At 61.8% G+C, this 13,349-nt stretch carries 9 protein-coding genes; 1 reads left to right on the plus strand and 8 read right to left on the minus strand.

The annotated features are described in order from the left end of the window. Position 1: 1 nt before the first annotated feature. The 3 genes from peaB to ACWKV5_RS25405 all read right to left on the minus strand — a co-directional run bounded on the left by peaB (position 2) and on the right by ACWKV5_RS25405 (position 3,628). A complete protein-coding gene (gene peaB, locus ACWKV5_RS25395; RefSeq protein WP_483843496.1) occupies positions 2–1,432 on the minus strand; it encodes a quinohemoprotein amine dehydrogenase maturation protein in 1,431 nt (476 codons plus the stop codon). An 81-nt stretch (positions 1,433–1,513) separates the two neighbouring features. Further along, positions 1,514–3,094, minus strand: coding sequence for a quinohemoprotein amine dehydrogenase subunit alpha (gene peaA, locus ACWKV5_RS25400; protein WP_483843497.1), 1,581 nt, complete (start codon positions 3,092–3,094; stop codon positions 1,514–1,516). A gap of 279 nt (positions 3,095–3,373) precedes the next feature. Continuing rightward, positions 3,374–3,628 (minus strand): DUF1652 domain-containing protein, encoded by a 255-nt coding sequence (locus tag ACWKV5_RS25405; protein WP_483843498.1) that lies wholly within the window; start codon positions 3,626–3,628, stop codon positions 3,374–3,376. A 275-nt stretch (positions 3,629–3,903) separates the two neighbouring features. Between ACWKV5_RS25405 and ACWKV5_RS25410 the strand changes: the two genes are divergently transcribed. Further along, positions 3,904–5,394 carry an aldehyde dehydrogenase family protein gene (locus ACWKV5_RS25410; RefSeq protein ID WP_483843499.1) on the plus strand — a complete coding sequence of 497 codons (1,491 nt, stop codon included), beginning with the start codon at positions 3,904–3,906 and terminating at the stop codon, positions 5,392–5,394. Positions 5,395–5,517: 123 nt separating this feature from the next. Here ACWKV5_RS25410 and qhpG read toward each other — a convergent pair whose 3' ends face one another. From qhpG to mrdA, 5 genes are all read right to left on the minus strand, one after another. Further along, entirely contained in the window at positions 5,518–6,807 is a 1,290-nt protein-coding gene (gene qhpG, locus ACWKV5_RS25415) for a flavin-dependent monooxygenase QhpG (RefSeq protein WP_483843500.1), read from the minus strand. Further along, positions 6,804–7,481: a subtilisin-like serine protease QhpE gene (qhpE, locus tag ACWKV5_RS25420; protein ID WP_483843501.1), complete on the minus strand. Its 678-nt coding sequence runs from the start codon at positions 7,479–7,481 to the stop codon at positions 6,804–6,806. Before qhpE ends, qhpG begins: the two co-directional genes overlap by 4 nt. After that, the gene (locus ACWKV5_RS25425) at positions 7,471–9,189 is read right to left on the minus strand and encodes an ABC transporter ATP-binding protein (protein ID WP_483843502.1); all 1,719 of its coding nucleotides are present in this window, start codon (positions 9,187–9,189) and stop codon (positions 7,471–7,473) included. Before ACWKV5_RS25425 ends, qhpE begins: the two co-directional genes overlap by 11 nt. After that, the gene (locus tag ACWKV5_RS25430) at positions 9,189–11,093 is read right to left on the minus strand and encodes a sigma-54-dependent Fis family transcriptional regulator (protein WP_483843503.1); all 1,905 of its coding nucleotides are present in this window, start codon (positions 11,091–11,093) and stop codon (positions 9,189–9,191) included. Before ACWKV5_RS25430 ends, ACWKV5_RS25425 begins: the two co-directional genes overlap by 1 nt. A gap of 119 nt (positions 11,094–11,212) precedes the next feature. Beyond that, complete coding sequence (mrdA, locus tag ACWKV5_RS25435) at positions 11,213–13,105, minus strand: penicillin-binding protein 2 (protein ID WP_123432507.1); 1,893 nt, start codon at positions 13,103–13,105, stop codon at positions 11,213–11,215. Positions 13,106–13,349 lie beyond the last annotated feature (244 nt).

A 13,349-nucleotide genomic window follows, 5' to 3' on the forward strand; every position in this document is an offset into this window, starting at 1 on the left:
ATCAGTGAGCCTTGCGCGGAGTGATGTAGCTGCTGATAAACGCAGGGTTGTGGGCCATGATCCGGGTGTAGACCTCGATGCCGAAGTCGACCCAGTCACGCATCAGTTCGCAGTAGTGATAGGTCGGGTGGGTCGGGTCGCCGTACCGGGCGTAGCTTTCGTGGTAGCAGCCGCCGGAGCACAGGTTGCGGATCTGGCAGTCCTCGCAACCAGTGTTGGTGCGGTCGAGGCGCTGGGACAGGAAGTCGTTCAACTCGACCTGTTTGACGCCGCTGTGCACGTTGCCGAAGGTCGGCAGCGAAGAACCGGTAAAGCGGTGGCACAGGTTCAGTTCGCCCTTGTGATCCACCGCCAGCATCTTCAGGCCCGCGCCGCACGGCAGGGCTTTTTTGTGGCCTTCGTGGATGTCGGTGATCAATTGATGCAGGTTGGAAAAACCGATGTTGCGGTGTTCCAGCGCCGCTTCCAGGTAACGCCGACCAAGCTTCTTCATGTTGGCGAAGACTTCGATCAGCTCGTCGCTGGACAGGTTGAACGTGCTGATGTCGCCCGACGTCACCGGGGCAAACCCGACTTCGGCAAAACCCAGTTCGTTGAACAGGTGATCCCAGATGGTTTCGACGTCGGTGACGCCGGTGGTCAACGTCACTCGCGCGCCTACCGGACGGCTGTTGTAGCGCGACAGCAGCATCTCGGCCTTGCGCCGCACCACGTCATAGGTGCCCTGCCCGCCCACGGTGATACGGTTGCGGTCGTGCACGGTTTTCGGCCCGTCGATGCTCACCGAGAGCCCGAAACGGTGGGCGTTGAGGTAGTCCACGGTTTCTTCAGTGAGCAGCGTGGCGTTGGTGGTCATGACAAATTCGACGAACTTGCCGGCCTCGCGAAAACGCGTCTCGCAATAGTCGACCATGTACTCGATCAGCTTGCGGTTGCTCAGCGGTTCTCCACCGAAGAACACCACGGTGAAACGCTCTTCGTCCGGGGATTCGCGCAGCAGCATTTCCACCGACGCGACCGCCGTTTCGACGTCCATTTTCTTGCCCGCCGACGGCTTGTCGAGGTCTTCCTTGTAGCAGTAGGTGCAGCTCAAGTTGCAGCCGGTGTTGACGTTGAGCACCACGGTATTGATCGCGGTACGCTCCACCCGTTTGGTGCCGATGTCCGGGGTCAGTGGCGAGCCGTCGCTGACCAGCTCCAGCGAGATCAATTCACGCAGCGTCTCGGTGATTTCTTCGCCGTTGAAACGCGCGGCCAGGCGCTGGATCAAGTCCTCGGACGAACAGCCCGGACCACGCAAGGTATCGATGATGGTGCCGGTCAGCTCATCGCTGGCGAACAGCGAACTGCTGGGGATGTGAAACAGCATGCGGTCGGCATCGACGTGCACTTCGTGCAGGTTCCGTTCGACCAGATTCAAAATAGCGCCCATTGCAACCTCCTGTGCAAACCCCGTTTGACGGGGCCTGCGGTCATTCCGAAAAAGTGTCTGAAGCCACAGGAATCAGCCAACTCATGGAATGGGTGGATTGTTCCAGCGTTGCACGGTGACGATCATGTGGCCTTCGCCGGTCAGGGATTTCCCTGCGTCGTCGACGGCGGCTATCACCTTGAGGTTGCCGGCATTGTTGGTGGACATCTTGCGTTGCGGGTTCGGCCCGGCATCGCCCGGTGTGAACACGCCGCTGTCAGCCTGCATGGTGCCGGCGAACTTGACGTCTTCGTCTTCCTTGGCGCGATCATCGAAGGCCTCGACCTTCCACTGCGCCGGGAACACACCGATGCGGTACGGCTTGCCGTCGGCGCCTTTGCCCCAGGCTTCGGCGTCGAAACGGCCCTGGACTTTCGGCGTAGAACCACCGCCCTCGCCGATCCGCGCCACCGAGAATTCCGGCACCACTTTGACTTCGGCGATGGTGCTGTAGACCGACAGGCTCGGGCCTTTCAGCGTACCCACGGTCACCGCACGCACGCCCGGTTGGGCGTTGGCAGCGGCCTTGAGTTTGACCTTGATCCGCTCAGGGCTCTGCTCGACGATTTCGACCACTTCCACACCTTTGCCGAAGTCCGGTTTACCGGTGAGACCGCTGCCGATAAGGGTCACTTCAGTTTCAGCACCGGCCTTGAGATAACCCGGTTGTACCGCCAACAAACGACTGGAACCCTGCTTGGCGGCGACGAAGTCCAGGCCGCGTTCGTCGTGTTCGGCCTCGAACATCCGGCCCTGCATCGCATTGCCTTGGGCGGCGAACACCTGGCGCATGGTCACACCGTCGATGGTCACGTTGCCGCGCCATTCGTAGCCGGTGTAGAGAATCGCGCTGCCGTCGCCGTTGAACGGGCTGCCGTCGGCGTATTGGCCTTTGACGCTGACCTTGAAGGTGTCGCTGCCATCGGCCGTGACGCTCATCACGCCGGCCAATTCACCCTTGCCTGGCAAGTGGCCGCTGAAGCTCCAGTCCCCCACCAGTGCATCGCTTTTCGGCGCGACACTTTGCCATTTCTTCCACGCTGGATTGTCCAGCGGATAACGCTTGGCCAACAGCGGCACCATGTCTTTGCGGGCGATGTCGAACCAGTCGCGGTCACGGGCCAGGGCTTGGTATTCGAGGGACGGCCATTGGCCGAGGTGGAAATTCACCAGGCGTTCCCATTCCTGGGCCGGACGCCGTTGCAAGGCGACCCGCGCACCGGAGTGGCAGCGGCCACACATCTGGCTGGTCTGGTCGTCGAATTTTTCGACGGTGTTGAGTCGACGCTCCAGCGCATAACGCACGCCATCGGTCTCGCTCGGCGCCAGGCCCTGGGTGTCGGCCAGGTACTTGACGAGGGTGCGACGGTCATCATCGCTGATCTGCAAACCGTGCATGGTTTGCATCCGGGCGATGCTCATCAACCAGCCTTCCGGGGTCTTGCGCTGGTGGCTGATGCGGCTGAGGGCGTTATTGGCTTCAGGGGTGTGACAGCCCTGACAGGTTTCCTTGAGGATGGTCTGGGCGTCGCGGGCTGCCAGGCTGTCGGGCGAATGCAGCGCCACGCAAGCGGCCACGGCCAGCAGGCTGGCGCTCAGGCCTGATCGGAGTTTTCTCTTCATCAACGTCGAACCTCGCACGGTGCGTTCTTATTGTTGTGGCTTATCGTTTTTATGGTTTCTGCCGCCGGCGGCGCACCGCTGGCGGAGGCAAGAGAAACGTCTGCGATGAGCAATACACGGAGCGTGCCAGCTTGCCGATGTTGTTTTTTATCAATCAGTTGCGTGCAATCAAGGGCCTGGAACGGCCTTTGAGGGAGAGCGCCTGCGTCTAATATCGCGACAGGTGTTGCAGTCTGAGACGCGGGCCGCACCACACGCGGTGGTGCGGCTGACGCCGGTTCAGCTCAAGAATGTTGGGTGGACGCCCGTGTGTGCGCGGATCTCTTGCTGCATCTGCACCACCAGCGTCGCAATCGCATGGGCGGTGTCCAGCTCCCAGACGGGAACGTGACTCACCACCAGGTCCACTTTGCCGGTCATGCAATCGCAGACCCGAATCGTCAATGACTGATCCGGCGCCATGCTGCACGTGCAGACCGAAGGCAGAAAACTCTGTTCAATGATGCTTTGAATCTCCAGGGTTGAAAGGTTCATCACAACCTCCCTTGCGCGAGATGTATGGCCGGGGAAATGTTCCGTCATTTCACCCACCGAGCCTGAAAATTCTATTCCTCAACATGAGGGCTCTCAAGGTCGCAACCGGGTTGTTCGTCGTCTCAGCGGCTGTCGCAATTTGCGAAAAAAATCCCCCTGCCGCTCTCCTTTTACGCCCGACAAACCCCGGCCACTCAAAGGCTGGCCGGACCTTGCCGCGACTTGGCACAGCCATTGCGAAAGCCCTGTTCTCACGAACAATAAGAGGCTTCGCCATGTCGCTCCCTAATGTGCTTCCCGCCACTTCCGCGTTTATCCAGCGCGCCCCGCGCATGTTGATCGGAGGTGACTGGGTCGAGGCCGCCGATGGCCAGACCATGCCCCTGCACAACCCGGCCACCGGTGAAGTGTTGTGTGTGGTGCCACGGGCCACGCCGGAGGATGTCGACCGCGCGGTGTTGGCCGCTCGTCAGGCTTTCGATGACTCGGCCTGGACCCGCACCCGCCCGCGCGAGCGGCAGAATCTGTTGTGGAAACTCGCCAACCTGATGCAGCGCGATGCCGAGCTGCTGGCGCAACTGGAATGTCTGAACAACGGTAAAAGCGCAGCGGTGGCCCAAGTGATGGACGTGCAACTGGCCATCGATTTCCTGCGCTACATGGCCGGTTGGGCGACCAAGATTGAAGGCTCCAGCGTTGAGGTGTCGTTGCCATTGATGCCCAATGATCAATTCCACAGCTTCATCCGGCGCGAAGCGGTGGGCGTGGTCGGCGCCATCGTCGCCTGGAACTTCCCGCTGTTGCTCGCCTGCTGGAAGCTCGGCCCGGCCCTCGCCACCGGTTGCACGGTGGTGCTCAAACCCGCCGATGAAACCCCGCTGACCGCGCTGAAACTTGCGGAACTGGTGCTGGAAGCCGGCTACCCCGAGGGTGTGTTCAACGTGGTCACCGGCACCGGTATCACCGCCGGCTCCGCCCTGACGCACAACCCGCTGGTGGACAAGCTGACCTTCACCGGCTCCACCGCCGTGGGCAAGCAGATCGGCAAGATCGCCATGGACTCCATGACCCGCGTGACCCTGGAGCTGGGCGGAAAATCACCGACCATCGTCATGGCCGACGCCGACCTGCCGAGCGCCGCCGCCGGAGCCGCCAGCGCGATTTTCTTTAACCAGGGCCAGGTCTGCTGCGCAGGTTCGAGGCTGTACGTGCAGCGCAAGCATTTCGACAATGTGGTGGCGGACATCGCGGGCATCGCCAACGCCATGAAGCTAGGCAACGGCCTGGACCCGAGCGTCGAGATGGGGCCGTTGATTTCGGCACGCCAGCAGGAACGGGTGTACGGGTACATCGAAAAGGGCCGGGAAAGTGGCGCGACCATTGCCTGCGGTGGTGAGCAATTCGGGCCAGGATTTTTCGTCAAGCCGACGGTGATTGTCGACGTCGATCAGAAGCATTCACTGGTGCAGGAAGAGATATTTGGCCCGGTGCTGGTGGCGATTCCGTTTGATGATGAAGCGGACGCGTTGCGCATGGCCAATGACAGTCCTTATGGGCTCGGGGCGAGTATCTGGTCGAATGATCTGGCGGCGGTACACCGGATGATTCCGCGGATCAAATCGGGTTCGGTGTGGGTCAACTGCCACAGCGCCCTGGACCCGGCGCTGCCGTTTGGTGGGTACAAAATGTCGGGGGTTGGGCGGGAGATGGGGTATGCGGCGATTGAGCATTACACCGAGTTGAAGTCGGTGTTGATCAAGCTCTGATTGTCGGCGTGCTTCAGGCCGCCTTCGCGAGCAGGCTCGCTCCCACAAGGGATCTGTGTTCAACACAAAATCACTGTGGGAGCGAGCCTGCTCGCGAAGGGGCCAGACCGGCCACTACAAATCTCAAGGTTTGAAACCCAGGGCCAACAACCACCCCCGAACCATCCGCCCCTGCTCCACCGTCAACCCGGCCAACACCAGCTCAGCCGGCTCAGTGCGCAACCGCCGCACCAACGGCGCCACTTCAACCCCTTGCACATGCCAGATCCCCAACGGCTGATCCGTCGTGATCACCACCTCGGCCTCATCGACAAACCCCTCATTCAACACCGGCGCCCGCTCAATTCTCAGCGCATTGAAATCCGCCTCGGCATGGGCAAACTCTGCATCCGGCCAGCACCGCCGCGCCTGCCAGAATGGCTGGTCCCGCCAACGCTGTTCATCGGCGTAAAAGTCGCGACCAATCCGCGCAAAGCGCAAAAACAGCTGTTCCACCCGCTGCTGATGAAAGCGCTGCGCCAAGGCCGTTCGCTCGGGTTTTCGCAACAGTGTGTTGATCACGGTTGGCGCTTGCAGCGCCGACGACAGTGATTGAAAAATCCCGTTGCCCGACAGCGGGTCTACTGCCATCGCCGCGTCCCCGACCCGAATCCAGTTCGGACCGCATACCTGCGGACTGAGGATCGCGGTGCTGCTGCGCGCATGCAGTTGCAAGTCGATTTCAGGCGCGGAACCGAAAAATGCCTGAGCCAGCGCCGAGCCCCGGCGCCGCTGGAGGCAATAGTCGAGCAACTGCGCCTTGCCCGGCAGTTCGGCGCTGGCCACGTCCACCGTCCACTGCCAATAACACTGGCCGTCAGCCCGCCGCGCCATCCACGCCCAGCCATCTTCAAGGCTTTCCACTGCGCTGGCGGTACTGCCCGGCGTTGCCTGCCAGCGATTGAGCAGGCTGACCGTCTCCGGCCCTCTCAGGCCTTTGCCGAGCGCCGGCGCCTGACGCCCTCGGGCTTCCACCAGAAAGTCCGCGACCAGCATTTCACGCCTGTCGATCTCGATTCGATGCCCCGTGGCGTCGGTCTGAACCGTCAGCACTCGACCTTCGATCACCTCGACGCCCGCCAGGCGCAGATCTTCGCGCAGACCTCGGTCGAAGACGGGACGGTCCAACAGGAATTCAATGTTTTGCGCATGCTGCTGACCGTTCCACGACACCTGCCGCTGAGATGGCAACGCCGCATCCGCCAGCGCCTGATGCAGTCCCGCGCCGCGCAACGCCTCCAGCACCCGCACCGAAACCCCTTCCAGCGCGGCAAACCGGCGCCACTCGCTGACCAGCGTCACCGGATAACCGAGCCGCCGCAACCCCAATGCCACCGCCGCCCCCGCTGGCCCGGCGCCAAGAATCGCAATCATGGGCCGAAGCGCCGTTCAGGACCGCGATACCGCGCGTGCTCGCGCAGCCATTCGACCACTTGCTGGTTGCTCGCCCCAGGATGTTCAACCAAAAAAGCGGCGATGTGCCCGCTCAACGCTGCACACCCCAGACTGGCGCCGGACTGCCCCGGATAGGTCCCATGCACACACGCGGCGAAATCCGCTTGCGCGCTGTTGAGCCACGACCATTCCTGTTCAGCGCAACGGGCGTCGCCGGTGACGCGCAGCACCTGCGGATAATTGGCCGGGAACACGCCCTCGCCTTGCGCCGGACTGGAGGCGCAGAGCAGAACCCCGCGTGCCACCGCTGCTGCGCAGGCTTCGCGCAACAGGCTGCGATCCTGGCGCAAGCCCAGGCTCAAATTGATCAGCCGAACGTCCTGTGCCACCAGCCAGTCTATGGCCGTGGCGATCTGCAAGGCGCTGGTGACGCCGCGTTGATCAAACACCTGCCCCACGCAAAACACTGCCGAAGGTGCCCGCCGGCCGATGGCTTCAATCACCGCGCTGCCGTGGCCCAGCGGATCATCGCGCAAGTCGCTTTCGGCCAATCCATCGTCCAGCAACGAGAAGCGCCGGCCCGCGACGACTTGCACCCGTTGCGCCGCTGAATGCCCGCTGTCGACCACACCGATGCGCAATTCAGGCTTCATGCAGCACCGTTTTTGAAGTGAGCACACCGTCGAGCAATTCAAAACGCAGGTCGGCATCGGCCAGGGTCGAGGGGCGATGGCTGATCAGGATGCGTGTACGTCCGGCAAACAGTCGGTCGATGGCCTCGATCACCTCACGCTCGGTGGCTTCGTCCACCGCCGAGGTGGCTTCGTCGAGCACCAGGATCAGCGGGTCTTGCAACAGCGCCCGGGCAATGGCGATGCGTTGTTTCTGCCCGCCGGACAACTGCTGGCCACGCTCGCCCAGCGGACTGTCGAGGCCTTCGGGCAGCGACTCGATCAGGCTGTCGAGTTGCGCCAACCGTGCGACTTCGGCAATCGCCTCGCGACTGGCGTGCGGTACGGCATAAGCGAGGTTGTCGGCGAGGCTGCCGCGAAACAACACGATGTCCTGACTGACCACGGCAATCCGCTGGCGCAACTGGAACAGGTCCAGTTCCCTAAGATCGACCTCCCCCAGCAACACGCGGCCGGACTGCGGGTCATGATGGCGTTGCAGCAGGTCGATCAGGGTTGATTTACCCACCCCGGAGCCACCGCTGAGGGCCACTTTCAAACCGTAGGGAATCCGCGCTTCAATACCGCGCAAGGTCGTCGGCCGGCCGGGATGGCTGAAGTGCACATCGTCGAATCGCAGGTCACCCGACGTCGGCATCGGTTGTGGCTGGATCGGCGTCAGCACGGTCGGCTCTTCACCGCGCAATTCCATCACGCGCCCAAGGCTGACGGTCATCCGTTGAATGGCGACGTAGAGTCCGAGCAGGCTCTGAACCGGTCCGACGGCCATGCCAAGGTAAGTAGAAAACGCGATCAACGCGCCCAATTGCCAGGTCCCCTGCACCACCCAGTACCCGCCAATCAAAAACGCACAGGCCCGGGACAACGACGTCAGCGTGCCGGGTACGGCCTGGGTAAAGAACTCGGTGACTTGCAGACGCAGTAATTGGCTCATGTAGCCGTGGCCGAGTGACTGCAAACGCCGCGCTTCACGTTGTTGCTGACCGGCGGACTGGATGAATTTCATCACCGGCAGCGTCTCGACCATGAACGAGGACATGTCCGCCGAGCGCTCGCGCAATTGCCGCACATCGCGCTCGACCTTGCGCCGCATCCAGCGCAGCCAGAGCACGTCGAGGGGGATCAGCACCAACGCCAGCAACGAAAGCTTCCACGACAGGGTCAACAGCATCGCCACCGCGCAGACCAGACCGATCACACTCGAGACCGCTGAAAACAGCGAGTCCACGGCAAAGCGCTGGATCTCGGCGACGTCGCCATCGAGGCGCGACATCAGGTCGCCAATCCGCCGCTGACCGTAAAAGCTCGGCGAGAGCGTCTGCAAATGCCGATAGAGATCATCGCGCAGGGCGAACAGAATCCGCCCGGACAACCGCGTGTGCAGGTAGCGGTTGATGCCCGACAGTGCCGTGCCGAGCAGCCCGGCGACGATCATCAACCCGGCAATCAACACCAGCATCGGGAAGTCGCGCGCCAGCAGGCCATCGTCGATCAGCAGCTTGGTCAACCACGGTTGCACCAACACCAGCAGCGAGGCACACACCGACAACCCGAGCAGCCCGGCGATGGCCAGACGATGGGGACGCACGAAGCTGTAGAGCCAGCGCAATGCCGCTTGCAGGGCTTCGGGGTTCTGGCTGTCGATCAGCCGGACGATCAGGCGCTGCATCACGAACGCAACTGTTTGAGCTTGCGATACAGGGTCGCGCGGCTGATGCCCAACGCGTCGGCAGCAGCCGAGACGTTGCCCTGGTGCGTGTCCAGGGACTGACGAATCAGCTCCAGTTCATTTTCACGGATGCTGCCGGCCTGAGGCCGTTCGGTCGCGGTCAGTTCGTCGAGCATGCTGTCGGGCAAGTGGTCGAGGGTGAGGACGCTCTCCCCCGGTTCGCGCATGGCCAGCGCGGTGCGCAACACCATCTCCAGTTGGCGGATGTTGCCCGGCCAGTGATAGCCGCTGAGCAAGCGGTTCAAGTCGTCATGCAGAACCACGGCCGGAGCATCGAGCCGGGTCAGCAGTCGCCCGACCAGCGCACTGAAATCTTCACGTTCGCGCAGGGCCGGGAGCATCACGCTGATGCCGTTGACCCGGTAGAACAGGTCTTCGCGGAAGTGCTTTTCTTCCACCAGACGCTTGAGGTCGCGGTGCGTGGCGCAGATCAGCGCGACATCGATGTCCTGCTCTTCACCGGCACCCAGTGGCGCGACTTTGCGGTCTTGCAGCACTCGCAGCAAACGCGCTTGCAGGGCCAGCGGCATGTCGCCGATTTCATCGAGGAACAAGGTGCCGCCGTGGGCCTGTTGCAGTCGACCGATCATGCCGCCACGACGGGAGCCGGTGAAGGCGCCTTCACGGTAGCCGAACAGTTCCGACTCGATCAGGCCTTCGGGAATGGCTGCGCAGTTCACCGCGATAAAGGGTTTGTCACAACGGGTTCCGGCCATATGCAGGGCACGCGCAATGACTTCTTTGCCGGTGCCGGTTTCACCAAGCAGCAACACCGGCAATTCATTGGCCAGGCCTTGCCGGGCCATGCGCAAGGCCCGGGCATACCGCACGTTACTGCCGGCCAGGGATTCAAGGTCCGGCTGGGGCTTAGCGGCTTTGGCGGTCGTGCGCGGTGGCGTGCTGACGTTGATTGACCGCTGCGGCGCGCGCAGGGTTTTGTAGAAAAATTCGCCCTTGGCGGTTTGCAAGCTACCGACGCCGCCCTGGTGCAAACGCGATAATAGTTGCAGGCCATCGACACCGAGGAATTCCTCACAACGCCGACCGACCAGCGCCGAGCGTTCGGCGTGGAGTAGCTGACAGGCCTGGGCACTGACGGAGAGGATCTGACCGCCAAGGCTCACCGCCAGCAGGCCTTGCCAAGGCGATTCGAGGTATTGGCGACGGCTGTGAAAGGCCAGGACGATTTCGTCTGGATAGCTGGCGTTGAACACGCGACTTTCAATCTGGCTGACCGCCATCGCCAGCAACGCGGTGCTGTCGTGGACGCGGCCGAGCGGGCCTTCGCGGGTCAGGTCGAGCACGCCGAGAATATCGCCCTGGGGGCAATGGATCGGCACCGAGGTGCAGGAGAAATCGGTCAGCCTATCGAGGTAATGTTCGCCGCAATCGATCATCGTCGGCCGGGCTTCGACCAGTGCCGTGCCCAGCGCGTTGGTGCCGCGAGCGGCTTCGCTCCAGCAGGCGCCCAAGGTGATGTCTTGCAGGCCGCTGCCCTTGAGGCGGTCGGCGCGCCCTTCGACAGCGAGGATGGTGGCGTCGGAGTTGGCGAGGATGATCAGGCCTTCCTTGCCTTGGCGTTCGGCCAGGTAATCAATCGCCGGCAATGCCGCGTCGATCAGCAGTCGGTTGCTCGCCAGCAGCACGTCGAGGCTGGCGCTCGATTCCAGCGCCAGTTCGTGCTTGCCATTGAAATGCACGCCATGACTGAGGCTGCGCCGCCACGACGCATCGATTTCCGCGCGCAATACGCCATCGGGGACTTCGCCCTCCAGATGGAGTTTTTCCCGGGCCAGCCGGGCTTCGCGGTGCAGTTTGGGTGTTGTTGTTTTTATTAGCGTCATCAAGCGCTCCGAATCGGTCCGCCCTGCGCCTTTCAAGTTCAGCGCCCTGCCGCAATCTTTACGTTAACGTCAGGGCGATGGCAAGTGCCTTATGGCGCTTGTGTTTGCGTCGTAGCGACTTACACGTGAGGATCGCCTGGCGCTTTGCTCGGGGCGGCGTATTGCGGCTTCAGGTGGCCGTCCTGATCAAGTAACCAGGCGTCCATGATCTGCCGCACCACAGGACCGGCGACGCGACCACCCGCCTCGCCGTTTTCGATCATCACCGAGATGACGATCTTCGGGTGCTCAGCTGGAGCGAAGCCGACGAACAAGGCGTTATCGCGGTTACGCTCCAGGGTTTTCGCCCGGTTGTAGCGCTCGCCCTGCTTGATCGCGACAACTTGCGCGGTACCACTCTTGCCGGCAATCCGGTATTGAGCCCCGAGCGCTGCCGCCCGGGCGATCCCGCGAGCATCGTGCATCACCATCTGCATGCCGTGGTTGACCTGCTCCCAGTCATGCGGATTCTTGAGCAGGATGTTGGGCATCGGATGCTCGTCCACCGGCGCAACACCGTCCACGGTCTTGGCCAGGTGCGGTCGATTCCACACGCCTTTATTGGCGATCAACGCGGTGGCCTGGGCCAATTGCAGTGGTGTGACCTGCATATAGCCCTGGCCGATGCCGAGGATCACCGTCTCGCCAGGAAACCAGGCCTGACGGCGTGTGGCGCGCTTCCAGGCCTGGGACGGCATCAAACCGGCAGACTCTTCGAACATGTCCAGCGAGACCTTCTCGCCAAGGCCGAACATCGCCATGTAGTCGTGCAGGCGATCGATGCCCAGCTTGTGGGCCAGGTCGTAGAAGTAGGTATCGTTGGAGCGCATGATCGCGGCGTCCATGTCCACCCAACCGTCGCCACTGTGGTTCCAGTTACGGTATTTGTGATCGAAGTCCGGGAGCTGGTAGTAACCCGGATCGAAGACCCGGGTCTGTGGGGTGACGACGCCCGCATCCAGGCCGGCGATGGCCACCTCCGGCTTGATGGTCGATCCCGGTGCGTAGAGGCCGCGTAGAACGCGGTTGAACAGAGGTCGGTCGATGGAGTCGTGCAGCGCCGCGTATTCCTTGAAGCTGATCCCGGTGACGAACAGATTCGGGTCGAAGCTTGGCTTGCTGACCATGGCCAGCACTTCACCGGTCGATGGGTCGAGTGCAACGACCGACCCACGACGATCGCCCAAGGCTTCTTCGGCGGCTTCCTGCAGTTTGACGTCCAGGCTCAGGACAATGTTTTTACCAGGGACCGGATCGGTGTGCTTGAGCACACGCAGCACGCGGCCCTGGGCATTCGTTTCGACTTCTTCGTAACCAACATGACCATGCAACTCGGACTCGTAGAATTTTTCGATGCCGGTTTTGCCGATGGATTGAGTGCCGCGGTATTCCACATTGTCCAGGGCTTTGGATTCTTTCTCGTTGATGCGACCGACGTAGCCGATCGAATGCGCGAAGTGCGCTCCCATCGGGTAGTGGCGCACGAACTGAGGCTCGACATCGATCCCTGGCAGGCGGAACTCGTTGACCGCCAGGACAGCGATCTGCTCTTCGCTCAGTTCATAGAACAGGGTCACCGGCACGAACGGATGACGGGCCTGCTTCATGGCCTTGTCGAACAACGTTCGATCTTCTGTCGGCAGGTGCAGGAGGTTGACCACCTCATCCAGCTCTTCTTTGACATCGGAAGCGCGTTCGCGGGTGATGGTCAGGTTGAAACTCGGGCGGTTGTCCGCCAGGACCACGCCATTGCGGTCGTAGATCAGCCCACGGGTGGGCGTGATCGGGAGGACGTGGACACGATTGTTTTCGGAGATGGTCGAGTGATAGTCGAATTCGACCACCTGCAGGACATACATGCGCACCACCAGCGCGCAGGTAATAGCGACGACGAACAAGCCGCAAGCCATCAGTCTTTTGTTGACGAGGCTGGTTTCTTTTTCGTGGTCCTTGATCGGTATCGGTTCGGGCATTTCTGCAGCAACTCTTTGACTAAAGACGGGTGCCGATCCGTAGGCTTGAAATCAGTCCGTTAAAAAAACGAGCTGCACCATACCAAAAACTGCGCGGTCGCTTTAGTGCGATTTCCTCTAACGGTTGTCCTTGAGGGCCTAAATGACGGTCGGTGGTGTTTTCTGGCACTTTCCTGCGGGCAAAACAAAACCCCAACTGCTTTCGCAATTGGGGTTTCGGAATTTAATCTTGACGATGACCTAC

Source organism: Pseudomonas oplopanacis, from assembly GCF_057128725.1.

Bases quoted from the DNA above. Each gene is read 5' to 3' on its own strand.
- qhpG (WP_483843500.1), bottom strand. From the start codon at position 6,807: ATGATTGCGATTCTTGGCGCCGGGCCAGCGGGGGCGGCGGTGGCATTG.
- peaA (WP_483843497.1), bottom strand. From the start codon at position 3,094: ATGAAGAGAAAACTCCGATCAGGCCTGAGCGCCAGCCTGCTGGCCGTG.
- ACWKV5_RS25430 (WP_483843503.1), bottom strand. From the start codon at position 11,093: ATGACGCTAATAAAAACAACAACACCCAAACTGCACCGCGAAGCCCGG.
- ACWKV5_RS25410 (WP_483843499.1), top strand. From the start codon at position 3,904: ATGTCGCTCCCTAATGTGCTTCCCGCCACTTCCGCGTTTATCCAGCGC.
- ACWKV5_RS25405 (WP_483843498.1), bottom strand. From the start codon at position 3,628: ATGAACCTTTCAACCCTGGAGATTCAAAGCATCATTGAACAGAGTTTT.
- peaB (WP_483843496.1), bottom strand. From the start codon at position 1,432: ATGGGCGCTATTTTGAATCTGGTCGAACGGAACCTGCACGAAGTGCAC.
- qhpE (WP_483843501.1), bottom strand. From the start codon at position 7,481: ATGAAGCCTGAATTGCGCATCGGTGTGGTCGACAGCGGGCATTCAGCG.
- ACWKV5_RS25425 (WP_483843502.1), bottom strand. From the start codon at position 9,189: ATGCAGCGCCTGATCGTCCGGCTGATCGACAGCCAGAACCCCGAAGCC.
- mrdA (WP_123432507.1), bottom strand. From the start codon at position 13,105: ATGCCCGAACCGATACCGATCAAGGACCACGAAAAAGAAACCAGCCTC.